The sequence below is a fragment of the Fodinicola feengrottensis genome, from assembly GCF_039530045.1.
GTDB lineage: Bacteria > Actinomycetota > Actinomycetes > Mycobacteriales > HKI-0501 > Fodinicola > Fodinicola feengrottensis.
This window is the reverse complement of record NZ_BAAANY010000048.1, coordinates 1-20,832: the sequence shown is the minus strand read 5'-3', so window position 1 is coordinate 20,832 and position 20,832 is coordinate 1. Positions and strand designations below refer to the sequence as shown.

Annotated in this window: 25 protein-coding genes and 1 pseudogene; 8 read left to right on the top strand and 18 right to left on the bottom strand. The window is 64.4% G+C overall.

Going from position 1 to position 20,832, the window contains the following annotated elements; all coding sequences use genetic code 11:
- Window positions 1-126: 126 nt before the first annotated feature.
- The gene (locus ABD301_RS41085; protein ID WP_163566543.1) at window positions 127-504 is read right to left on the bottom strand and encodes a VOC family protein; all 378 of its coding nucleotides are present in this window, start codon (window positions 502-504) and stop codon (window positions 127-129) included.
- A gap of 55 nt (window positions 505-559) precedes the next feature.
- Here ABD301_RS41085 and ABD301_RS41080 point away from each other — a divergent pair.
- Window positions 560-637, top strand: a pseudogene (locus tag ABD301_RS41080) (TetR family transcriptional regulator); the annotation flags it as partial.
- Between the two features lie 60 nt (window positions 638-697).
- Here the strand turns inward: ABD301_RS41080 and ABD301_RS41075 are convergent.
- Entirely contained in the window at window positions 698-892 is a 195-nt protein-coding gene (locus tag ABD301_RS41075; protein ID WP_344315431.1) for a type II toxin-antitoxin system antitoxin, read from the bottom strand.
- Between the two features lie 9 nt (window positions 893-901).
- On the bottom strand, window positions 902-1,774 hold the full coding sequence (locus ABD301_RS41070) for an SPFH domain-containing protein (protein WP_279579030.1): 873 nt from the start codon (window positions 1,772-1,774) through the stop codon (window positions 902-904).
- Between the two features lie 216 nt (window positions 1,775-1,990).
- Between ABD301_RS41070 and ABD301_RS41065 the strand changes: the two genes are divergently transcribed.
- On the top strand, window positions 1,991-2,506 hold the full coding sequence (locus ABD301_RS41065; RefSeq protein ID WP_344315430.1) for a PadR family transcriptional regulator: 516 nt from the start codon (window positions 1,991-1,993) through the stop codon (window positions 2,504-2,506).
- On the opposite strand, the gene ABD301_RS41060 is transcribed toward ABD301_RS41065, so the two are convergent.
- Together ABD301_RS41060 and ABD301_RS41055 are read right to left on the bottom strand one after the other, a co-directional pair.
- Window positions 2,503-3,312 (bottom strand): lysozyme, encoded by an 810-nt coding sequence (locus ABD301_RS41060; RefSeq protein WP_344315429.1) that lies wholly within the window; start codon window positions 3,310-3,312, stop codon window positions 2,503-2,505. The genes ABD301_RS41065 and ABD301_RS41060 overlap by 4 nt on opposite strands.
- A 191-nt stretch (window positions 3,313-3,503) precedes the next feature.
- Window positions 3,504-5,255: an alpha/beta hydrolase-fold protein gene (locus tag ABD301_RS41055; protein WP_344315428.1), complete on the bottom strand. Its 1,752-nt coding sequence runs from the start codon at window positions 5,253-5,255 to the stop codon at window positions 3,504-3,506.
- Between the two features lie 34 nt (window positions 5,256-5,289).
- Between ABD301_RS41055 and ABD301_RS41050 the strand changes: the two genes are divergently transcribed.
- The gene (locus ABD301_RS41050; RefSeq protein ID WP_425552030.1) at window positions 5,290-6,108 is read left to right on the top strand and encodes a class I SAM-dependent methyltransferase; all 819 of its coding nucleotides are present in this window, start codon (window positions 5,290-5,292) and stop codon (window positions 6,106-6,108) included.
- A 159-nt stretch (window positions 6,109-6,267) separates the two neighbouring features.
- On the opposite strand, the gene ABD301_RS41045 is transcribed toward ABD301_RS41050, so the two are convergent.
- Window positions 6,268-7,131, bottom strand: coding sequence for an exodeoxyribonuclease III (locus ABD301_RS41045; protein WP_344315427.1), 864 nt, complete (start codon window positions 7,129-7,131; stop codon window positions 6,268-6,270).
- Between the two features lie 29 nt (window positions 7,132-7,160).
- Here ABD301_RS41045 and ABD301_RS41040 point away from each other — a divergent pair, with 29 nt between their 5' ends.
- The 3 genes from ABD301_RS41040 to ABD301_RS41030 all read left to right on the top strand — a co-directional run bounded on the left by ABD301_RS41040 (window position 7,161) and on the right by ABD301_RS41030 (window position 11,192).
- Window positions 7,161-7,346, top strand: a complete 186-nt coding sequence (locus tag ABD301_RS41040) for a hypothetical protein (protein ID WP_163566547.1) — start codon at window positions 7,161-7,163, stop codon at window positions 7,344-7,346.
- A gap of 102 nt (window positions 7,347-7,448) precedes the next feature.
- Window positions 7,449-9,941 carry a glycoside hydrolase domain-containing protein gene (locus ABD301_RS41035; RefSeq protein ID WP_344315426.1) on the top strand — a complete coding sequence of 831 codons (2,493 nt, stop codon included), beginning with the start codon at window positions 7,449-7,451 and terminating at the stop codon, window positions 9,939-9,941.
- A gap of 96 nt (window positions 9,942-10,037) precedes the next feature.
- Entirely contained in the window at window positions 10,038-11,192 is a 1,155-nt protein-coding gene (locus tag ABD301_RS41030) for an acyl-CoA dehydrogenase family protein (protein WP_344315425.1), read from the top strand.
- 161 nt (window positions 11,193-11,353) lie between these two features.
- On the opposite strand, the gene ABD301_RS41025 is transcribed toward ABD301_RS41030, so the two are convergent.
- Window positions 11,354-12,109 carry an SDR family oxidoreductase gene (locus tag ABD301_RS41025; protein WP_344315424.1) on the bottom strand — a complete coding sequence of 252 codons (756 nt, stop codon included), beginning with the start codon at window positions 12,107-12,109 and terminating at the stop codon, window positions 11,354-11,356.
- Between ABD301_RS41025 and ABD301_RS41020 the strand changes: the two genes are divergently transcribed.
- Entirely contained in the window at window positions 12,108-12,281 is a 174-nt protein-coding gene (locus ABD301_RS41020) for a hypothetical protein (protein ID WP_344315423.1), read from the top strand. The genes ABD301_RS41025 and ABD301_RS41020 overlap by 2 nt on opposite strands.
- Here ABD301_RS41020 and ABD301_RS41015 read toward each other — a convergent pair.
- The 3 genes from ABD301_RS41015 to ABD301_RS41005 form a co-directional block, all read right to left on the bottom strand.
- The gene (locus ABD301_RS41015) at window positions 12,278-12,988 is read right to left on the bottom strand and encodes a TetR/AcrR family transcriptional regulator (RefSeq protein ID WP_344315421.1); all 711 of its coding nucleotides are present in this window, start codon (window positions 12,986-12,988) and stop codon (window positions 12,278-12,280) included. The two genes, ABD301_RS41020 and ABD301_RS41015, sit on opposite strands and share 4 nt — an antisense overlap.
- A 70-nt stretch (window positions 12,989-13,058) precedes the next feature.
- On the bottom strand, window positions 13,059-13,511 hold the full coding sequence (locus ABD301_RS41010) for a hypothetical protein (protein WP_344315420.1): 453 nt from the start codon (window positions 13,509-13,511) through the stop codon (window positions 13,059-13,061).
- A gap of 160 nt (window positions 13,512-13,671) precedes the next feature.
- Window positions 13,672-14,667 (bottom strand): alpha/beta fold hydrolase, encoded by a 996-nt coding sequence (locus tag ABD301_RS41005; RefSeq protein WP_344315419.1) that lies wholly within the window; start codon window positions 14,665-14,667, stop codon window positions 13,672-13,674.
- An 84-nt stretch (window positions 14,668-14,751) separates the two neighbouring features.
- On the opposite strand from ABD301_RS41005, the gene ABD301_RS41000 reads away from it, so the two are divergent.
- Complete coding sequence (locus ABD301_RS41000) at window positions 14,752-15,375, top strand: TetR/AcrR family transcriptional regulator (RefSeq protein WP_344315418.1); 624 nt, start codon at window positions 14,752-14,754, stop codon at window positions 15,373-15,375.
- Here ABD301_RS41000 and ABD301_RS40995 read toward each other — a convergent pair.
- From ABD301_RS40995 to ABD301_RS40960, 8 genes are all read right to left on the bottom strand, one after another.
- Window positions 15,352-16,149 (bottom strand): CPBP family intramembrane glutamic endopeptidase, encoded by a 798-nt coding sequence (locus ABD301_RS40995; RefSeq protein WP_344315417.1) that lies wholly within the window; start codon window positions 16,147-16,149, stop codon window positions 15,352-15,354. The two genes, ABD301_RS41000 and ABD301_RS40995, sit on opposite strands and share 24 nt — an antisense overlap.
- Window positions 16,150-16,205: 56 nt before the next feature.
- Window positions 16,206-16,532, bottom strand: coding sequence for a DUF1048 domain-containing protein (locus tag ABD301_RS40990; protein WP_163566557.1), 327 nt, complete (start codon window positions 16,530-16,532; stop codon window positions 16,206-16,208).
- A gap of 1 nt (window position 16,533) precedes the next feature.
- A complete protein-coding gene (locus ABD301_RS40985; RefSeq protein ID WP_344315416.1) occupies window positions 16,534-16,890 on the bottom strand; it encodes a DUF1048 domain-containing protein in 357 nt (118 codons plus the stop codon).
- 17 nt (window positions 16,891-16,907) lie between these two features.
- Window positions 16,908-17,675: an ABC transporter permease gene (locus ABD301_RS40980; protein WP_163566558.1), complete on the bottom strand. Its 768-nt coding sequence runs from the start codon at window positions 17,673-17,675 to the stop codon at window positions 16,908-16,910.
- Window positions 17,672-18,508, bottom strand: a complete 837-nt coding sequence (locus ABD301_RS40975; protein WP_344315414.1) for an ABC transporter ATP-binding protein — start codon at window positions 18,506-18,508, stop codon at window positions 17,672-17,674. The genes ABD301_RS40980 and ABD301_RS40975 overlap by 4 nt, the downstream gene beginning before the upstream one ends.
- A gap of 2 nt (window positions 18,509-18,510) precedes the next feature.
- A complete protein-coding gene (locus ABD301_RS40970) occupies window positions 18,511-18,840 on the bottom strand; it encodes a PadR family transcriptional regulator (RefSeq protein ID WP_163566559.1) in 330 nt (109 codons plus the stop codon).
- Window positions 18,841-18,939: 99 nt separating this feature from the next.
- Window positions 18,940-19,752, bottom strand: a complete 813-nt coding sequence (locus ABD301_RS40965; protein ID WP_163566560.1) for an alpha/beta fold hydrolase — start codon at window positions 19,750-19,752, stop codon at window positions 18,940-18,942.
- Between the two features lie 441 nt (window positions 19,753-20,193).
- Window positions 20,194-20,628: a hypothetical protein gene (locus tag ABD301_RS40960; protein WP_344315413.1), complete on the bottom strand. Its 435-nt coding sequence runs from the start codon at window positions 20,626-20,628 to the stop codon at window positions 20,194-20,196.
- Between the last annotated feature and the right edge of the window lie 204 nt (window positions 20,629-20,832).

Here is a 20,832-nt window from a genome sequence, read left to right as displayed (position 1 = left end):
CGCCACCGACCAGAAACGGACGCCGCGGGTCGATTTACCTGAACGACAAGGACGAACCACACGTCCAACCGCCACCACCCGAAAAACCCACCACCTGGCCAACCGAACCACCGTTCTAAAGAGCGGTCAGCTGGCCACCCAGAGGCAGAAGGGGTGGCCAGCTGGGTCGAGGTGTACGCGTACGTCGTCCTGCGGTTGGAAGTCGGCCAGCGTCGACCCGCAGGCGAGGGCGTGGGCGCTGGCGGCCTGGAGGTCGTCGACGCGGATCTCCAGGTGCATCATCATTTGCTGTTTGGATGGCTCGGTGGGCCAGCTCGGTCGCTCGTACGGGCTCTCGGTTTGGAAGGACAGCCGCACGCCACCGTCCGGCGCGTCGAGCATGACCCAGTCCTGCTCGTCGACCAGGACATTCCGGTTGAGCAGTCTCGCGTAGAACTGGGCGAGCTCGCGCGCATCGGGTGCGCTGATATTGACCGTCGTCAGCGTCAAATGTGAATGTCCCATTCTCGCCAGGCTAGCCGGCGGGAGGAACCTGCGGGTGATGGGCGAGCAGGGTGTGGCTGGCCTGACCAACCGTCGAATCGCCGCCGCGGCCGGCGTGTCGCTGGGCTCCCTCACGTACCACTTTCCCAACCGGTGCCACCGGCACCACCCAGGTCTCGGCCGCCCTCACCATGCTGGTGATCGGCGCCAGCAGCTAGTCCTTGGGGGGACGGCCTCGGCGGGGGATTTCGGGGGTGGCGCGGGGCATTCGGTTGGCGTCGGTCAGGGCCCGCCGGAGCAGGAACTCGATTTGCGCGTTGGTGCTGCGGAGCTCGGCGGCGGCCCATTTCGCGAGGGCGTCGTGGACCGCCGGGTCGAGTCGTAGCAGGATGTTTTTTCGTTCCGCCACGGGAAAACCTCACTGGTAGAGCGAGCCGGCGTTGACCACGGGTTGGGTGTCGCGGTCGCCGCAGAGTACGACGAGCAGGTTGGACACCATGGTGGCCTTGCGCTCCTCGTCCAGTTGTACGACGTTGTTCTCGGCCAGCTTGTCCAGGGCCAGTTTCACCATGCCCACCGCGCCTTCCACGATTTGCTGCCGGGCCGCCACCACCGCGCCGGCCTGTTGGCGACGAAGCATCGCCTGGGCGATTTCCGGGGAATACGCCAAATGAGTGATGCGGGATTCGACGATCCGTACGCCGGCGGCCACCACTCTGGCCGCCACCTCGGAGGAGAGTTTCGCGGTGATCTCGTCCGCGTTGTCACGCAACGACATCTGGTTCGGGTTGTGCGCGTCGTACGGGTAGCTGTTGGCGATGTGCCGGACCGCGGTTTCGGTCTGGATGCCGACGAAAGCGCTGAAGTCATCGACCTCGAAAATCGCTCGCGCGGTGTCGGCGACCTGCCACACGACGACCGCGGCGATTTCGATCGGGTTGCCGTCGGCGTCGTTGACTTTCAGTGCGGTGGTCTCATGGTTGCGGATCCGGGTGGAGATCTTGCGCAGCTGGAAGAACGGGTTCACCCAGCGCAGACCGTCCTGCCGCAGGGTGCCGGAATAACGGCCGAAAAGCTGCAGGACCCGCGCCTCGCCGGGAGCCACCGACGTGAGTCCCTTGAGTGTCAGCCAGCCCAGGACGAACGCGAGCACGCCAACGACGACGGTCAGCAGGTTCGAGCCCGAAGAGGTGAGGCCGAACGAGGCCAGGATCGCCGAGTCCACCACGCCGAGCCCGAGCACGAACAGGCCCAGGCCGCCCAGCAGCAGAATCAGGCCGACGAAGAACATCACCAGGCCCGGCGCTCCGGGCTTCAGCTTCTCCCGCACCTGAGGGGCCGGCAGGTGCAGTCCCAGTTGTTCTGGGTTCGGAGTGTTCATCGCGCGCTCCTTGGCGTACGTGGATCAGATAGCCGGAGCATAGCATTGTGATATCACTTTTTCCATCGAGTGCGACGTGTCGAGATTGTCATGTTAGTTTTGACGTAACGGTTCCGGGAGGTGCGAATGTCGCTGCGGCACGCGTTGCTCGGCCTGTTGCACGACGGGCCGGCAAGCGGGTATGACCTGACCAAGATGTTCGAGAGCAGGCTGGAGCGGTTCGCCTGGCATGCCCGGCACAGCCAGATCTATCCGGAGCTCAACAAAATGGCGGTCGACGGGCTCGTCGAGGTGATCGAGGAGGGGCCGCGCGGTCGCCGAACGTACGCGATCACCGAGGTCGGCCGGACCGACCTGCATGACTGGATGATGAACCCGCCGGCCGACCCGCAGGTGCGCAGCGAGCCACTGTTGCGGATGTTCCTGCTGTCCACATTGGACGCCGAGGACGCGCGCCCGCTGTTGCGAGCGCACGCCGACTCGGCGGCGGCCACGATCGACTGGCTCCGCCGGGAAACGGCCGAGATTCCCGCCGACCCCGACGAAACCCAGCTGGCACAGCGAATCCTCAACGAGATCGGGCTGCGCCAGAACCAGGCCGAATATGACTGGGCGATGTGGGCGATTGCCCAGCTGAACTAGCCGGTGGCCAGTTTCTGGAGTTGGGTGTAGGGACCGTTGAACCAGTCCTGGTCGCCGGGGAAGGTCCCGTGGTCCGCGCTTTGCCAGATCGTCTGGAATCCCCAGTTGAAGGGCATCGGGCCGGGCGAGCCGTTGTAGTTGGCCAGCGCCAGCGGGTTGGTCGACGAGAAGTCACCGGTGTTCCCGGTGCATTCACTCCACCACGAGGTCGCCGTGTAAATCATCGGCCACCGGGTTGTACGGGCATGGTATTCGTCGCTGAAAGCCTTGATCCAGGCCACCATCGAGCCGTAGCTCTGGCCGTAGCAGTCGGCGCCGTACGGGTTCCACTCGATGTCCAGCATTCCGGGCAGGGTTTTGCCGTCGCCGGACCAGCCGCCGCCATGGGAGACGAAATAGTCCGCCTGGGCCGCGCCGCCGGAGACATCCGGCCGCGCGAAATGGTACGAGGCGCGGATCATTCCCACGTTGTAGGAGCCGTTGTACTGCTGGGCGAAGTTCGGGCTGACATAGCCGGTGCCCTCGGTGGCCTTGACGTAGGCGAACTTGGCTCCGTTGTTCCAGGCGGTCTGCCAATCGACGTTTCCCTGCCAGGCGCTGACATCCATGCCCGGAACCTGGGTCGCGGGGGATTGGGCGATGTACGGCGCGGCGGACACGCCGTGGCTCGTACGGGACAGGCCCGAGCCGGCGTGATCGGCGTCGGGATGGGTGGGTGGCGCGGCGGCCGCCGATGAGGCACCGGCGGCCAACCACACGGCCGCCGCGAGGGCGGCCGCGAGCCACACCCTTCTTTGGGTGAACATGTTTTTAGCGCACATTGAACTGAACATTTCGGGGTTCTCCCTCGTTGCCCGAAGAGGTGTTCTTGCCAGCGCGATCGCGGTGGTAATACTTTGCGCTCTCGGGAGCGAAAGCGGAAGACTTCTCCGTCATGTGAATATTCGGGCAATACTGTGAGGATAATTAGCTTCAAACCGGATGGGAGGTCGAAAAGCTAACGAATGGGAAATCCATTTCTGGTGGGTTGGTCGAGAGTGTCCGACGAGCTCGCAGGCGCGGGTTCGCTTCCGCGCCAAGGGGTTGTCGCTGATTCGGGCGGCGCGTGCTTGGCCACGTAAGCGGCATAGATGGCGAACCATTGCTGAGTGGTGTAGGGCGACCAGCCGTGCGGTTTTGCTCGGCCGTAAACGAAAGTGGCGTCCGCCGGCGGTGACGTTTCGGCGTCGAGTTGCTGCTGGAGCAACTGGACGGCGTCATTGAGGTAGTACGTGTCGGTGTCGCCGACGTAAAGATAGATTTTCCCGCGTACCAGCGGCCCGACCGTCGACCAGTGCGAAGCCAGGTACGCCCGGATGTCCTTGGCTTGCCAGCTGGCCGCGACGGTGTGGTTGATCTGCCCGGTTTTCTTGTCCCACACCAGCGCGGGATATCCGTCTGCCCCGCGCGGTCCGTACACCGCCTCCCAGACCGCCCAGGCACCTTCGGACCGGTCGTGGTCGCCGCGGGCCAGTTCGTAGTGGTTTTCCTGCAGGTTGGTGTACTGGATTTCGCCGTCCACGGTCCGCGAGTCCGGCCGTTCCACCCGGTCCCATTCGTTCTGGACGAAATAGCCGTTCGCGTCGGAGTAGATGTTCACGATCTGGTAGCGGTGGAAGTCGACCGGGTCCGGATAGCCGGAGAAGGCGCCGCCGTAAACATCCGGATAGAAGACCTCGCTGGCCAGCGATTCCCAGCCGCCGGTGGAACCGCCGGACGTGACCCGGGCCCAAGGCTGGGCGATCGTCCGGAAATGCCCGTCCAGGTAGGGCACCAACTCATGGTTGGTGGCTGTGCCGTACGGCCCGACGTTGGGGGAGTCGACGACGTAAGAGGAGTCGTAGAACGGGTTTTCCTCACGGAACACAATGGAAATGAACCGTGGTGCCGAGGCTGACAGCCACCAGGACGAGAAGCTGTTCGCGCCGTTCTCCTGGAATCCGTGCGGAGCGCCGGTGCTGAAGTGGCCGAAAGCGTATTCGACCGGGTAGTGGACACCGGCGTTCGCCGGGTCATCGTATCCGGCCGGCAACAGGACATTAGCCCCGATGTAGATCGGCCGTCCCCAGAATGTGGTCAGCGCGGGGCTGAGGATCTTGACATATTTCACGTGTGCGGTGTCGCTCGGATTGCCTTGCTGGCAGGTGCCGCCAGCGGGGACGGGCTGCGCCGGCGTGATCACGTGGTCCAGCGTCAGCGCGATCGCGCCGGAGTGATGTGGATCGAGGTGCAACAGTTTCGGGGTGCCGTAAAGGTTGCCGGGAGAGGAGAACATGTCCTGGCCGTCCCCGCACGGCATGTGCAGCCGTACGGTCGAGCCGTCGCCCCGGTGAAAGGTGTCGTACGTGTTGAGGAATGCCTGCACGTAATAGTCGCCGGCCGGCAGGCGGTCCAATGAAGACAGCGGATAGCCGTACACGTCTGGTTGGTCGCCGATCGACACCGGCCGGCCGGGCCGCAGGTCGGTCACGTTCCGGCCCCAGAACGGGACGCCGCCCACGATGTCGGTCTGGGTGATCGGCGCGGTGGCGCCATTGCGGGAGATCACCACGAGCACCCGACCGTCGACCGCGGTGTCGCGCACCTGCGGCGAGAACGACACCGTGAACTGCAGAGGTCGAGGCGCCGCCGGCGCCGCCGACGCGCTCAGTCCGCCGGCGGCCACCACGGCCGCCACCGCCGCGACAATCAGCCTTTTCCGCACGTTCATTCCCGACTCTCCTCACTCGTTCGGCTACGCTGCGATGGTGGATCGCGAGAAGATCACCCTGACCGGTGCCCAGGAAACCATGCTCGCCACGCTTTACGGCCGTGCCCTGGACAGCCGGCTGCCCGCCTCCATCCTGCACGACGACGAGGCCGCGCGGGCCGTCAAACGGATTGACTACGACTTCCGGAAAACCGGCATCAAGCGCACGAGCGCGGTGGGGGTGGCCGTACGAGCGAAAACCCTCGACGACTGGGCCGCGGCCTTTCTGGCCAGGAACCAGGAGGCGACCGTGCTGCATCTCGCGTGCGGGCTGGACACTCGGGCGCAGCGGCTGAGTCCGCCGGCCTCGGTGCGGTGGGTGGACGTCGATTTTCCCGAGGTGATCGAGCTCCGTGAGCGGCTACTTCCCAGCCCAGCAGGCGATTACCGGATGGTCCGGTCGTCGGTGACCAGCGACGAATGGCTCCAGGAAATCCCGGCGGATCGTCCCACGGTGGCTGTTTTCGAAGGCCTGTCGATGTATTTGACAAAGGACGACGGGAAACGGCTGATCCAGCGGATCACCGAGCGCTTTCGCGGTGGCGAACTGCTCTTCGACTGCTACGGGACTTTGGGCGTACGACTGCAGAAATGGGTGCCGGCAGTCCGGCGGACCGGCGCGTCACTGCATTGGGGAATCGACGACCCGACCGAGTTGGAAGCTTGGCATGACGGGCTTAAATGCCGAGAATCCCGGAACAGCATGGAACTGGGGCTGGACCAGATGTCCGCACTCGGCCGGCTGAACATGAAGATGCTCGCCGGCATTCCGGGTTTCCGGACCATTGGCCAGATCCTGCGCTACGAGTTCTAGTGTCCTGCGCCCGAAGTTCGCTACTTTCTCCGGCGCCCAGACGGCGACTGAGAGCACCGGAGAATCGCCCACATACCACCAGTATGAGGACGATCCTCCGGCGCACTCAGATCACCGTCTGGATCACCGAATAAAGCAACGAACTTCAGACGCAGGACACTAGCGGGCCTGGGGGAGCCGGACCGAGCCGGGTCGGGGTGGCGACGCGGACGAGGGCGGCACCGTTGGGCCGGCGTCCCCGTCCGGCGCCTCGTCCAGGTCGACGATGACCGGCGCGTGGTCGCTCGGCGCGGTGCCTTTTCGTGCCAGCCGGTCGATCCACGCGGCCCGTACGCGATCGGCCACCGGCCCGGTGGCCAGCGCCAGGTCGATTCGCATGCCGAGGTTCTTCTGGAAGAAGCCGCCGCGGTAGTCCCAATACGTGAAGATGCGCTCGTGCGGCCAGCGGTCCCTTACGACGTCATGTAGACCGAGCGCCTGCAACTCGGCCAGCGCGGCCCGCTCGGGCGCCGTCACGTGCGTCTCGTCGGCGTACGCCAGTGGGTCGAAAACATCGGCGTCGGTCGGCGCGATGTTCATGTCACCGCACACGATCGCGTCCCGAGGCCCGGTGCCGACCATGTCCCGCAGCGCCGCCAACCAAGCCAGTTTGTACTGGTAGTGGTCCGAGTCCGGCACCCGGCCGTTGGGCACGTACAACGAGTGCACCCGGATCCCGGCGCAGGTCGCGGCCACCGCGCGGGCCTCCGGGTCGGGAAAACCGGGCGCGCCGGGGATGCCGACGACGACATCGTTCAGGCCGACACGGGACAGGATCGCCACCCCGTTCCACTGCACCTCGCCGTTGAGCGCGACCTCGTACCCGCGGTCACTGAGCTCGTCGCCCAGCAGTTTGGTGAACGCGTTGTTGGCGAGTTTGGTCTCCTGCAGGCAAACCACGTCCGGTTGCCGCTGGTCCAGCCACGGCAGCAGCCGTGGCACCCGGCGCTTCACCGAGTTGACATTCCATGTCGCCACTCGCACCCGGTCAACCGTAGCGAATAATCACGTCAATGACGCCCGAACCGGCCCGCAACCGCCTGTTGCTGAACGCGATCCTCTTCAGCGCGCTGGCGATCGTGTGGGTGCTGCTGTCGCTCACGCTCGCCAGCACGACCCTGTCGATGATCCTGACCTGGGCCGGCGCGGTCCTCTGCGCGATCGCGGCCGCCGTCTTCTGGCTTCGCTACCTGCGCTGATCAGACCAGCGTTAAGACCACTGGTCTACACCTCTTGCTTCTGCCCAGGCGGACAGCTCGTCAAGATGGACCCGACGGCGGCTCGGTGGCGGTGGAGGTGCGATGGCTCGGCGAGGGATTCTGGGATGGGTGGCCAGCGGAGCGGGGCTGGTGCTGGCCGCGGGCGTACTGGCCGGCGGCACGGCACCGGCGGCGGCCGACGCGCGGGCGTCGGTGTGGACGGAGTCCTCCTACGCCAGCGTTTTCAAGGACAGTGGTCCATCGGCTGACGCGGGCCGCGAGATCCGGTTGGACACCGCGAAGAACGACTACGAGGCCGGCCAGGTTGTGCTGCGGATGGACCGGGCCTTCAGCATCGACGGGCTCTCGTTCTCCGATTTGCGAGCCGGCGGTCGAACGATCGCTGCGAGCAACGTCTCGTACAACTACGTCGGCTACGAATATCTCAACCACAGCTCGGTTTTCGGTACGCAGGAGGTCTATCCGCTGACTCGGTCGGGCCCCGGAGACTTCCCGGACCGGCTGCTCAACGATCACCGGATCTCGGTGCCGGCCAACACCACGCAGTCGGTGTGGGTGCGGGTGTACGTGCCGGCCACCGCCGCCGCCGGCATTTATCGAGGCAGGGTGACAGTCCGTACGAACCGCGGCGACTATTCCGTGCCGATTTCGGCGGACGTACGGAACGTGACGATTCCGTCGTCGCAGCAGGGCGACTTCACCAACGTGCTCTGGCAGTTGTTCACCGGGAACATTTCCTATGACGAAGGCGCCGGCGACACTGTCCAGCTCTACTACAAATTCGCGCGGTATTCCGACCAGTGGTGGCACTTGATCGACAATGTCGCCGAAGTGATGAAACGCTATCGTACCAACGAACTCTCGGTCCCGGTCGTACGGTTGCTGATCGATGGCGGCAGCAAGGTCGATGCGAGCGGCGACTATTCGTTCAACTGGAGTCGGTTCGACCAGGTTGTTGAGCGGTTTATGCAACACGGAGGCGTGAAGCGGCTACAGGGTTTCTGGCAGAGCGGCCGGCACGGCCCGAATCCGCCTTGGTATACCGAGGTGATCGGCAAGGACCCGGCGACCGGCGCGGCCGTACGATCGTTCCCGGAGACCGACAGTGCGGTGACCGACCGCTGGGTCGCGCAGTACATTCCCGCGCTGAAGGCCCATATCCAGGCCAAAGGCTGGGCGTCGATCTTCCAGATGCAGATCACCGACGAGCCGCAGTCGGCCGACGACGAGGCGCACTGGAAGGCGATGAACACCAAGATCCGGGCGCAGTGGCCGGACGTACGGATCGGGGACGCGACCTTCGACGAGCCGGTTGCCTCACACCTGGCTCCGCTGGAGGACGTGATGATCCCCGAGGAGCTCAACTATGACAACAGTCCGCAGGTCTATGACGCCCTGCGCGCCAAAGGCAAGGAACTCTGGCTCTACAACTGCGTTATCCCGGTCGGCGACTACCTCAACCGATTCATTGACCAGCCGGAGTGGGACCAGCGGCTGACCATGGACTACGCGTACAGCAAAGGCATGACCGGTTATCTGCACTGGGCGATGAACAACTGGCAATATGACATCGACTCGCAGAGCACCAAGGGCGACGGCTTTATCGTCCGGCCGGACGTGGCCAACGACACTGTCGAAGTGTCACCGCGCTACGAGTCGCTGCGGGACGGCATCGAGGACTGGGAAGTGCTGAACATCCTGGGCAAAACCCAGCCGGGCCTGGCCAAGGACCTGGCCGCGAGCCTGGCCCAGAGCAGCCGGCAATACACCTTCGACACGGGTTATATGCAGCGTGTCCGCGCCCTGATTCTGGACGCGGCCGGTGGAAAGCCGCTGACTGGTCTGGTTTCCGCGCCGGGACCTCAGGTCGACCTTCATCGGCAGGCACAGGTGGACGGCGTGTTGCTGCATTGGGGGAGTGCTGACGGAAAGACCTACCGCGTCCAGGTCTCGTACGACGGCAAGGAATGGGCCGACGCGACGACGGTGACCGGCGGCCAGAACTTCGTCGGAATCAATGGGAAAGCGCGCTATCTCCGGGTCATGGGGGACACCCCGGCCCCGCTCACCAGCATGCAGGTCGTCGGTTTCTGGCTGGGGCAACAGAATCTGGCCGGTGGCAAAACGTACACGAAGACCTACCTTGATGGCACCGTGGCCACTCCGTCCGCACGTTTTCCCGACAAGGGCAACGATTCCACCGACGGCGTGCTCGCCGGCCCCTGGGGTGACGGCCGTTCGTACGGATATGAGCTCACTCCTGGGCAGGCGGCGACCGTCAATGTCACCGTCGACCTTGGCTCCGCGCAACGAGTGGGCAAAGTACGCGCACACGCGTACGAGGAATATCCCGACTACCGTCCAGACCTGCTTTCGGTCTCGACCAGCACCGACGGCCGTACGTTCGTGCCGCGCGGCCAGCTGACAGCGGCCAATGGCGAGTCGCAGCTCTGGTACGACTTCGCTTTTCGTCCGACGCAGGCCAGATACGTCCGGCTGACGTACGCGAAAACCGGTACGCCCAAGGGGTCCGGAATGTTTGTCGACGATATTGAGGCGTACACCGGCTCCTGATTCGCCCGAAAGCGCAATCTCCAGGGTCCGACCTCGATCTCGGCTCGACAGACCAGCGATCAGCTGCGCAGGATTGTCGTGAGAGAAAGAGACGACATGACCGATTCCCTGGTGAGCACGGCTCGCACCCTCGTTCCGCTGCTTCGAGAGGAAGCCCCGCAAGCCGACGCCGACCGCCGGCTGACCTCGCGTAGTGCCACGGCGCTGCGCGAGGCCGGCCTGTTCCGGCTTGCTGTGCCACGGTCCGTGGGCGGCCACGGGAGCACCATGCGGTCGTATTTGAGCGTGACCACCGAATTGGGGAAAGGCTGTGCGGCGGCCGCTTGGGTGACGACGATCCTCGCCGGCGGTGCGTTCGTGGCGGCGAGTTTCCCCGATGCGGTAAGGGAAGAGCTGTGGGGGACGAATCCTGACACGACGATCTGCCTGAGTACGGCGACGCCTGACGCTGCCGCCCGCGGGACCGACGGCGGGTTTGTCGTCAACGGGAAATGGCACTACGCATCAGGCTGCTACCAAGCTGACTGGGCTGTGTTGGCCGTGCCGTCTGTCGACGAAAGCGGGAAAAATGTCGGCCGGGCCTTCGCCCTGATCCCGATAGCGGAGCTGACTATCCAGGACACCTGGCAGGTCGCCGGAATGCGTGGCACCGGAAGCAACACGCTGGTCGCCCAGGATGTTTTCGTGCCGGATCACCATCTTCTGTCGTGGGCCGCGCTGCTGGCCGGCGCAGGCGCCGACGAGCCGCTTTACCGCACTCCGCTTTCGTCCATTCTCGCCCTCACCCTGCTCGGCCCGATGCTTGGCCTGACCAAGGCAGCGTACGAGATTGTCCTTGAGACCGCCAAGAAAAAGCCGATGTCGCTGTCGTTGTACCAGCGGCTGGCCGATTCCCCGAGTGTCCAACTGGCCATCGCCGACGCGGCCAACCTGATCGACACGGCCGAGTTTCACATCTTCCGTTCCACCGACGACCTGGACCACGCCAACCAACAGGACGTACGGCTGGAAATGCCGGCGTGGGCCCGCGTACGCATGGACGCCGCCTACGCCGCGATGCGCTTGCGTGAGGCGCTGGAACTTCTGCTCAACGTGAGCGGCGCCGGCACCTTCGCCGACGCCAACCCGCTGCAACGTTTGTGGCGCGACCTGGAAGCCGCGACCCGGCACGCTTCGGTCAACATCAACCTCAACCGAGAGGTCTACGGACGAGCCCTCCTGGAGGTCGACGAAACCGCCCAGCAGATCTAGGGCGTGTCTCCTAACCCCAGGCGGCGAGGGCCGAGCCCAAGCGTCGGCTGCCGGCACCGGGCGATCACCCCCATACAACAACGGTATGAAGGTGACCGCCCGGTGCCGGCAGCCGACGCTTGGATCTCGACCCTCATCCACCTGGAATTAGGAGACACGCCCTAGAACATCGCGCCGTTGGCTCGTATGGTTTGGCCGGATACCCAGCCGGCCTGGTCGCTGATCAGCCAGCCGACGACCGGTGCGATGTCTGCCGGGTGACCCAGTCGGCCCTGCGGGCTGTGGTGGGTGGCCGCCGCGATGGACTCGGGAGTTTCGGCTCCACGGTAGAAAGAATCGTCGACCGGGCCGGGCGCGACGGCGTTGACGGTGATGCCGCGGTCGCCGAGTTCCTTGGCCGCGGCCAACACCATCCGCTCGACGGCGGCTTTTGAGCCGGAGTAGAGACCGTACGTGCCGGTCATGATCGCGGTCAAAGTGGTGGACAGTACGACGTACCGGCCATTGTCGGCGATATGCCTGGCGGTGGCCCGCAAGGTGTGGAACGCGCTGCGGGTGTTGAGATTGATCAGGTGGTCGAAGTCGTCATCGGTGAAGTCGACCAGTGGTTTCTTGATGACCGCACCCGGCGTGTGTACGACGATGTCGAGTTTGCCGTATTGCGCGACGATTCCTTCGAACAGCGCGTCGACCTCGGCGGACACCGTCGCATCCGAGCGGATCGCCTCGGCGGTGACGTCGTGTTTTTCCAGCAACAGCAGGGTTTGTTGGGCCGCTTCCTGGTTTCCCGCGAAGCTGATCACGGTTGTCGCGCCGCGCGAGGCGATGTCCCGCGCGAAGGCGGCGCCCTGGTTACGGCTGCCGCCGACCACCAGCGCCACCTTGCCTTCTAGATCGCGTTCAGGTGTAGTGGGCATGACAAATGTCCTTTCACGCAGTTCCGGTGTGCTGCCAAAAGCATCGGCCGAAATCCACGCTGGAACAACGGGCTATTCTTTATGGACGGCCGGCGGCGAATTATCGATCGGCCGTCACATTTATCCAAATGTGCTGCAGATGGGACGTTTAGCTCCGGCCATAAGCGGCTAGGGCGTCGCGAGGTTGTCGATGATCGTGGTGAGGGCGAAGTCGAATCGAGCCTGCCCGGTGCCCGAGGTCAGCTCGGCCGCGTAGCGGCGGGTGTTCGGGAAGCGGACGGCATCTATGGCGCTGAACCGTTCGATGAGTTCTTCGTGGCTAAGAACCCAGTCGTCATCGTGGCTTTGTTGTCGTTGTTGGACAAGCGAGCGTTCCAACGCGTACGCGCTGACGTAGAGGGTGAGTGCGTCGCGGGCCCATCCAGCCCGCTGCGGTGCGACGCCGCCGGCGAGCAGGATCGCCAGGATTCCCTCGCCGAGTCGCATGGTCTGGTCATGCGTGGAGACCGCGGCCAGTGCGGCGTGGGAGACGCCCGGATATTTCAGGTACACGTCGCGCAACTGTGCGTACACGTCGAGGATCTGCTGTCGCCACGTCGCGGGGTCGGGTTCGGGTAGGTCGATCTCGGCGTGCAGCCGGCCGATGATCAGGTCGTCGAGGTCTTCTTTGCTGACGATGTGTGCGTACAAGGAGGAAGGCCCGGTGTTGAGCACCGCGGAGACCCGGCGAATGGTCAGCGCGTCGTAGCCTTCGGTCGCTATGACCTGCAGCGCGGCGTCGGTGATCCGGTCGGCGGTGATGGGTTTCTTGCGGGGCGCGAGGTCTTCGTGAGGTCTCGTACGGCGGGCCGCGCCACGCTGCTTGGGGTCGGCTGGCATGTGGGTCACTCTACCGCGACGCGAACTTAGTTCGTCACGTAGAACTAAGTTCGCGCCGGCAGGTGTGCCGCTAGTAGACGCCCATCGCACACCAGCTGCCGTAGTGGTCAGCCGTGTACCGGACGGTGTGGTTGTAGGCGTCCCGTACCAGCCGTCCAGACAGTCGCGGCTGGCCCGCCGTCGACAGAAACGTCGTGTCGTACGAGTTGTACGTGCCCGGCGGGAGCTTCGGATTTGTTCTGTTCTGGTAGTCCTCGCCACCCCAGATCCACACCCATTTTCCGCCGGCTGGGCTTTGGACCCGCCACTCCTTGTTGCTCGGACCATTCCGGGGCCATCCGAAGTCCAGCCACCAGCGTGCCAAGGCCGACGACGGATCCGCGCACGCCGCTGGTTGGGAAACGCTGGCCGGTACGGCCCTGGTGGCGATCGCCGCGCTGGCTGGTGTCGACATGCCTGCCAGCAGGGCAATGCCAACGGCGGCCGCGGCGACGACCTGCTGGAATGGTCTTCCGGTTCTCATGGAGATACCTCCGCGCGTCTCGGGGACACGGCTCCCGGAATCGGGACCGCACTATGTCCCTGTCTAGGCGATCTGGGTTGTTCGGAGTCGGTTTCGCCGGGGCGAACGACAAACTCCGAACAACCGTCCGCGCTTGGAGCACGGCGATTTGCCGTCGCGGCTATGGATGCCTGACCCAGAAATTCTCGAGTTCCGCGTCCAGCGCGGCACTGGCCTGCATCGGCAGCGAGTGTGTGGTGTGCGGCCAGATCCTGACCTGCGCATGCGGGATCAGTTGCGCCTTCTTGGCTGCGCCGTCGCCGGACAGCGAGTCGTCGGACGCCAACGCGACGTAGACCGGCATGCGCAGCCCCCGCAGCTCGCGGTCGGTCAGTAGGTTCGGCGTAGGCAGGCTGCTGGAATCGAAGTGCTCGCTGCCGGCCGCGATCATCCGGACCATCGGGTCGTTGGGGTCGACCTCGCCGTCCTTGACGCCGCCGATCTTGTTCAGCGCGTGGTCACGCCACGACTTCGGCATGCCGGGAAGGGACGCCACGGTCGTCCACCCCACGGCCCAGGCTGGGATGATCCCCAGGGTCATGATCGGTTCCAGCAAGGTGAGGCTGGCGATGCGGCCCGGATAGCGTACGGCGACCGTGGCCGCGAGGCCACCGCCCTGCGAGTGGCCGACCAGGTGCACCCGTTCCAGGTCGAGACCGGCCAGCGCCTCCTCGACCCATTGCGCGCTGTCGCCGATGTCCCGCATTGGAATGGTCTGCGTGGACAGGCCGCTGTCACCGATGGCGTCGAAGGCGTAAACGGTGCGGTGAGCGGCAAAGTCCGGCAGGTTGGTTCCCCACATCGGCACACCACTGGCACGGCCCGGTAGCAGGACCACCGGCACGTCGTCGACGGGATGACTGTTGATCCAGACGTACGCATGCACCGTGCCGAAGCTGGTCGCGACATCGCGGGCCTGGGTCGGTTTTGGCAGCGTCGCGATTGCCGCTTGATAGGCGCTGACGTACGCCTTTTGTCCTGCCAACGTGCGGAAATGTCCGACGCCAGGTCCGCTCGCCGCCAGCAGCGTGACCAGGCCACCGGTGGCGAGCCCGACAACCCCGGCCAGGAGCACCACAGGCCAACGTCGCCGCTTCTGCTTCGTCTCGGCAGTCATCTCCAGCCATCTCCTACGGTCGCTTTTGCAATATGTTCGTATTGTAACAGGTCGCAATACGGTCGTACCGGATAAGCTCGTTGGATGCCGAAGATCGTCGACCACGAGCAGCGCCGCTCCGAGATCGTCCGCGCGCTCTGGCAGATGATCGCCACCCACGGCGTCGAAGGAGTCAGCCTGCGCGAGGTGGCACAGGCCGCCGAGGTCTCGATCGGCCGGATCCAGCACTATTTCGACAGCCGCGAGGCGCTCGTGCTGGCCGGTCTCGAACGCCTCATCGCGCAGGCCCGCGCAGCGTACGAGGAGACCGCCAGCTCATCGCCGCGCGACCGGTTGCTGCATGTCCTGGTCCAGCAGGTGCCGCGCAGCGAGCTGGGACGGATCGGCGTCACCGTCTGGTACGCGTATCTGGCCACCGCGATCACCGACCGCCGCATCCGCGAGGTCCTTGCCGAGGCCCTCCGCGGCGGCGAGACCGAGTGCGCCACCCACGTAGCGGCCCTGCGCGGCATAGACAACGTGGAGGCCCGTGCGGTGGCCCGGCGGTTGCTGGCACTGTCCGATGGCCTCACGTTGCGCGTACTGGTCGACGGGCTCGACCCCGACGACGCGATCGCCATCCTGCGGGCTGAGGTGGACACCGGCGATCAGGCCGCGAAAAGTCGGGTTTTGCGACCAGTGCGGTCAGGACGTGAGACCTGGCGCTAGGTTGAAGATGAGAGCGATGAGGCCGCCTGCCGTGAGTACGAGAGTCGTGCCGGGGTGCATTCCGATCGACAGCCGAAGGTCCTTCTTCCACCAGACGAGCAAAGGCCCCGGGAGGAAGAAGATCACCCGGGAAATGAACGACCAAGGTGACCAGAAATGGTAGAGCGAAAACAGGACCGTGTTGACCAGCGGCGCCCACCGGCCCAGTTGCGGAAGCCTGGGCAACAGGAAGCCACGGAAATAGAGTTCCTCGATGAGCGGCAGGGAAAATCCGGTCAGCGGCAGGCACACGGCTAACGTGATAATCACCGTCGATCGCGAGTAACCATGGAGGTATCCGGTCGCTGAGCCCGCGCCATCGAACGGCAGCCACGTGAAAAACGCTTGGTAAACGGCGTTGTCCAGGGATATGAGCACCGTCGACACCACCACGAACCACACGATCAGAGCGGCGACGATCGCGACGAGCTTCCCACCCGAGACCGGCTTGTCCAGGTATTTCAGTACGCCACGCAGCGAAAGGCGGCCATTGCGTTGGCGGCCCAACCACAGCAGCCCGAGCAGGACCGGCCCGAGAACAAGGCACAGCGCGATCGCCCAGCTCACGAACGACGGACAGCCGAGGGCCTTCACGACCGGTTGGACAAGAAAGTAGACAGCGACGATCAGAGCGCCGGGGACGAGATGGAGCGTGATGGAAAGTGGAAGAGAATGGCGATCGGCAAGCAGCTTCTCCACTACTCGGTTCGGTCTGGCGATTTCCTTGGTGGCCATGTTTTTCACCTCATGAAAGACGTGGGTAGTCACCCGGCGTCGGGCGCGACGGGTGCCTATTTCTCGGCAGTGCCAGGCTTCCCGCTGATGGATTGCTGATAGATGTCCGAATAGGTGGGCGAGTCTTTCACCAGATCGTCGCAGAATGCCGCGACGTCGTCGCCGATGAGCTGTAGAACTCCCTTGCCGGCGGCCGCGCCTTCCTCGAAGAAGTCGACGATCCCCGGGAGAAGGGTCCCGTCAGTAAGCTCGACCGGCCCGACCTTGAAGAAGTACTTCTGGATCTCCTTGTAGACGATCTGGTAGTCCGGTGGGAGCGCCTTGACCCGCGCCAGGTGCGCCCGCCACTGTTTCTTGCCCTCGATGATGTCTTGGATTCCCACGTTATTCTCCTAGCTTTCCCAATTTCCTTGCGACGTTCCTGTTCAGCTGTTCGCGCCACCGGTCGCGATAGTTCCGGGCTCCTTCGCCACCCGCCAGCGCCGCGCAGAAGCCCTCGATGTCGTCACCGAGCACCTCGTGAATGCTTTGCTTCTCGGACGCCGTTTCTTCCAGCAGTCCCAGCGCACCGTCGAGAATCGGCGTCAGGTTGCGGCCGGTGAGGTCCGAGTACGAAAGAAGATGAGCGCTGATCTGCTCCCATGCCGACCGGTAGTCGGCCGGCAATGCCTCGGCCCGTACGTCGAATGCTTTCCATTCTCTGGTGATGTCGCTTCCGGTGATGGTTTCCCAGAAGTTCATTCCTCGCCCTCCTTGAGCTAGGTGATCTTGCGGCGATAGATGACCATGGCGAACGCGAAGGCGACAACGAGGATGCCGACCATCCAGGCGAGCGCGATCCAGATGTCGCTGTTGCCCGGCTGCTGCGCGAACAGGTCGCGGACGGTGTTGACGATGGGCGTCACCGGCTGGTTGTCGGCAAACCATCGCACCGGAGCGGGCATGGTGCTGGTGGGTACGAACGCCGAACTGATAAACGGCAGGAAGATCAGCGGATAGGAGAACGCGCTCGCACCGGAGATCGATTTCGCTGTGAGGCCGGGGATAACCGCGACCCAGGTCAACGCGAGAGTGAACAGGATCAGGATGCCGGCCACCGCCAGCCATGCCCACACTCCCGCGCCGGTCCGAAAGCCCATGATGAACGCGACGGCGAAGACCACCGCGACCGAGATGATGTTGGCTACCAGCGAGGTCAGCACGTGCGACCACAGCACGCCCGAGCGTGCGATCGGCATGGACTGGAACCGCCCGAAAATCCCGGTGGTCATGTCGGTGAAAAGCCGGAACGCCGTGTACGAGATGCCCGAAGCGATCGTCATGAGCAGGATGCCCGGCAACAGGTAGCCCACGTACGTACCGCTGCTGGCCCCATGGCTGATCGCTCCGCCGAACACGTACACGAACAACAGCATCATCGCGATCGGAACGATCGCCGTGGTGATGATGGTGTCCATGCTGCGCGTGACGTGTTTCAGCGAGCGCCCGGTCAGGACAGCGGTGTCGCCGATGATGTGCATGCTCATTGTTGGGTCCCCTCTCGATTCGCACTCGCACCTGCCGCGGCCTTGGGGTTTTCGCCGACGAGGGCGAGGAAGACGTCTTCGAGGCTCGGCTGTTTTTCGACGTATTCCACCTTCGCGGGTGGTAGCAGTCGCTTGAGTTCGGCGAGGGTGCCGTTCACGATGATCCGACCCTCGTGCAGGATCGCGATCCGGTCGGCGAGCTGTTCGGCCTCGTCGAGGTACTGCGTGGTCAGCAGCACCGTCGTACCGCCAGCGGACAGTTGCTTGACGGCATTCCACACCTCGATGCGTGCCTGCGGGTCGAGCCCGGTGGTCGGCTCGTCGAGGAAGATGACCGGCGGGTTCCCGATGAGGCTCATCGCGATGTCGAGGCGGCGGCGCATGCCACCGGAGTATGTCGCGACCTTGCGCGCGGCCGCGTCGGTCAACGAGAAACGTCTCAGCAGGTTGTCCGCGACCGAACCAGGCTTGCCGACATGCCGCAACCGGGCCACCAGTACGAGGTTTTCGCGCCCGCTAAGGATTTCGTCGACAGCCGCGAACTGCCCGGTGAGGCTGATCGACTTCCGTACGTCCGCGGGCTTGCGGGCGACGTCGAAGCCGTTGACAACGGCTGTGCCGGTGTCGGCTCGCAACAGGGTGGACAGGATGTTCACGATGGTGGTCTTGCCCGCGCCGTTCGAGCCGAGCAGCGCGAAGATGCTGCCGCGCGCGACCTCGAAGTCCACGCCGTGCAGCACTGGCAGCTTCCCGTACGACTTCGTCAGGTTCCGCACCTGGATCACCGGCGTCTGCGGTGTCGGCATCAGATGGTTCTCTTGTGCGTTGGACATGGTCATTTGCCTTTTTCTCGGAGTTGTTCGAGTCGTTCTGCGAGGAAGTCCCAGGTCCTCCAGAACTCTTGGAGGTAGTCCCGTCCCGCGGCGTTGAGGGAATACACCTTGCGCGGCGGACCCTTCTCGGACGGAACCTTCTCCACATCGACGAGTCCCTGCCGCTCAACCCGGACCAGCAGCGCGTAGATGGTGCCCTCGGCGATGTCGGAAAAGCCCTGGTCCCGCAGCCACGCCGTGATTTCGTAGCCGTACGCGGACCGGTCGGACAGGATCGCGAGAACAACGCCCTCCAACGTGCCTTTGAGGATCTCCGTCGCCTGCTTGCCCATGGAGGTCCGCCCTTCTACTCAGTGACACTGACTACTGGTAGATAGTAGCGCCGACTACCGGTAGATAGCAACACTGAATAGTGGGCCGCTCGCCGAGGCTTACGTCGGCGGATCGAGGGCGACGACCTCGCGTACGGCCGCGGCGATGGCCGGGGAAGCCTTTTTCAGGATCGCACCATGACTGCTGGGGACCTTCGCGGTCATCTGGACGTGCGGGTTGCGGGCGATCACCCCAGCGAGGCTGGTGCGTATCCGTTCCTGCTCATCACCGCGGCTCCCGAAGGACGTCCCCGAAGCAACGACATACCGCACGGGGACGGTGATGTCGTCCAGCACGGGGGCCAGCTCATGCTCGCGGGAGATCACGCCGAGCTCGATGTTGCTGTCGGCCTGCTGTTCGGCGGTCATCCGGGGAGTAAGGCCGGTCGGACGCAGCAGCGGCATGAACCAGTTCAACCGCCGAAACAGCGTCCGGATCCGCTGCTCCATGGCCTCGTCGAGCCAGTCATATGGGTACGCGCCGTCAACGAGGACCGCGCCAAGGGTCCGGTCCGGGTTCCGGCTGGCCCAATGCGCCGCTACGTACGCTCCGTAGGACCAGCCCACCACCAGTGGCCGGTCCACACCTCTGGCCGCGAGAACGGTATCGACATCGCGGACGGCGCCCGCAAAGGAATAGTCCGCCGATCGCTCCGATTTGCCGCGGGCCCGCTCGTCGTAGGTGATGTGCCGACAACCCGTCCCCAGTTCAGCGATAACCCGCCGCCAATACCCTTGAGTGGCGAACTGACCATTGAGGTAAACCACCGGGATACCGGAACCACCAGTGTCAGTGACGGCCAGGGCCGTATCGTCGACCGGCACCATTCCGGTCCACTTCGCATGGGTCGAGGACGTGCTGTTTTTGTTCATGCAGCTACTGTCTGCGTCTGCCCTGACGCCATCCTGACACCGCGCTGACGCGGTCATGGAGACAGTGTTCCCATCTGGTCACGAGGAACGAGCAACTCGTCCCTGGCGACAACAAGCGGGTCTCAGGCTGATCTGATCGAGGCCTCCAGACGCAGGACCGCCTGGTGTGAAGCCTTGGCCCCGTCCGGGGTGTCGCCTAGCGCGACCGCGCACGCGATACCGGCTACCAGCCGGCAGGGCGATCTGGGTGAAGCGAATCCGATCCGTACGGCTGGAGCTCTCGGGCTCGTGTGCCTCTCTCGGTGTCCGTACAGCAGCAGCGGCCCTCGCGCTCGTTGCACACAGCCTGTCGGCCGTATCGCCCTTGGCGTGATCTCGGCTCATGCGGTACCCATGACCTGAAAATGCGCTTGGTTTTCGCGCCCGTCACTGCTGCTGAGACTAAGTCTGAGCAGCGATAACCCGTTGGACTGTCGCCAAAACATCGGCATCCTCTACCAGCTGTGCTACCTGGTAGGCCGCCTCACCAGCGGCCTTTGCTGCGTCGGCGTCTAGGGTGTAGTACGCCGTCTCGTATAGCCGAGCAGCAGCCCAAGCTTTGTCGGCAGCAGCCTTGTCATCGTCGAGCTGCTCGGCATCCAGTTCGTCCGCGGTGAACTTGTCACGCACCTGCTTCACCCAAGTACGCAGCCCAGAGTCGCCATACGCACCAGCCATCAGCGCGGCGCGGATTTCCGGTAAGCCGTCGAAAGCCCCGCCGGTGATGGTTGCCATCTCTAGCATCTGTGCCGCCACGGCGCGTTGAGCCTGTGCGCTGGCGGCCGCCAACTGGCGCCATACCTCTACAGACAGCAACTCCATGCGGTTGGTGATCATGGTTTGGGGCCTCCTTGGCCGTGGGATGGTCCTGACGGCGGTGGCTCGTAATTCCACTTGCGACGGTTCATGGCACCGCGGTTGGCCTCGTACTGGCGCTTGGTGAGCGTGCTCGACTTGATGCCTTTTGCTTGGATCCGATCAGTAGGGTCGGCACAGGGCGCGGTGCCGATGTGGCCACCGGTCCGTTTCCCTGCGCCGCCC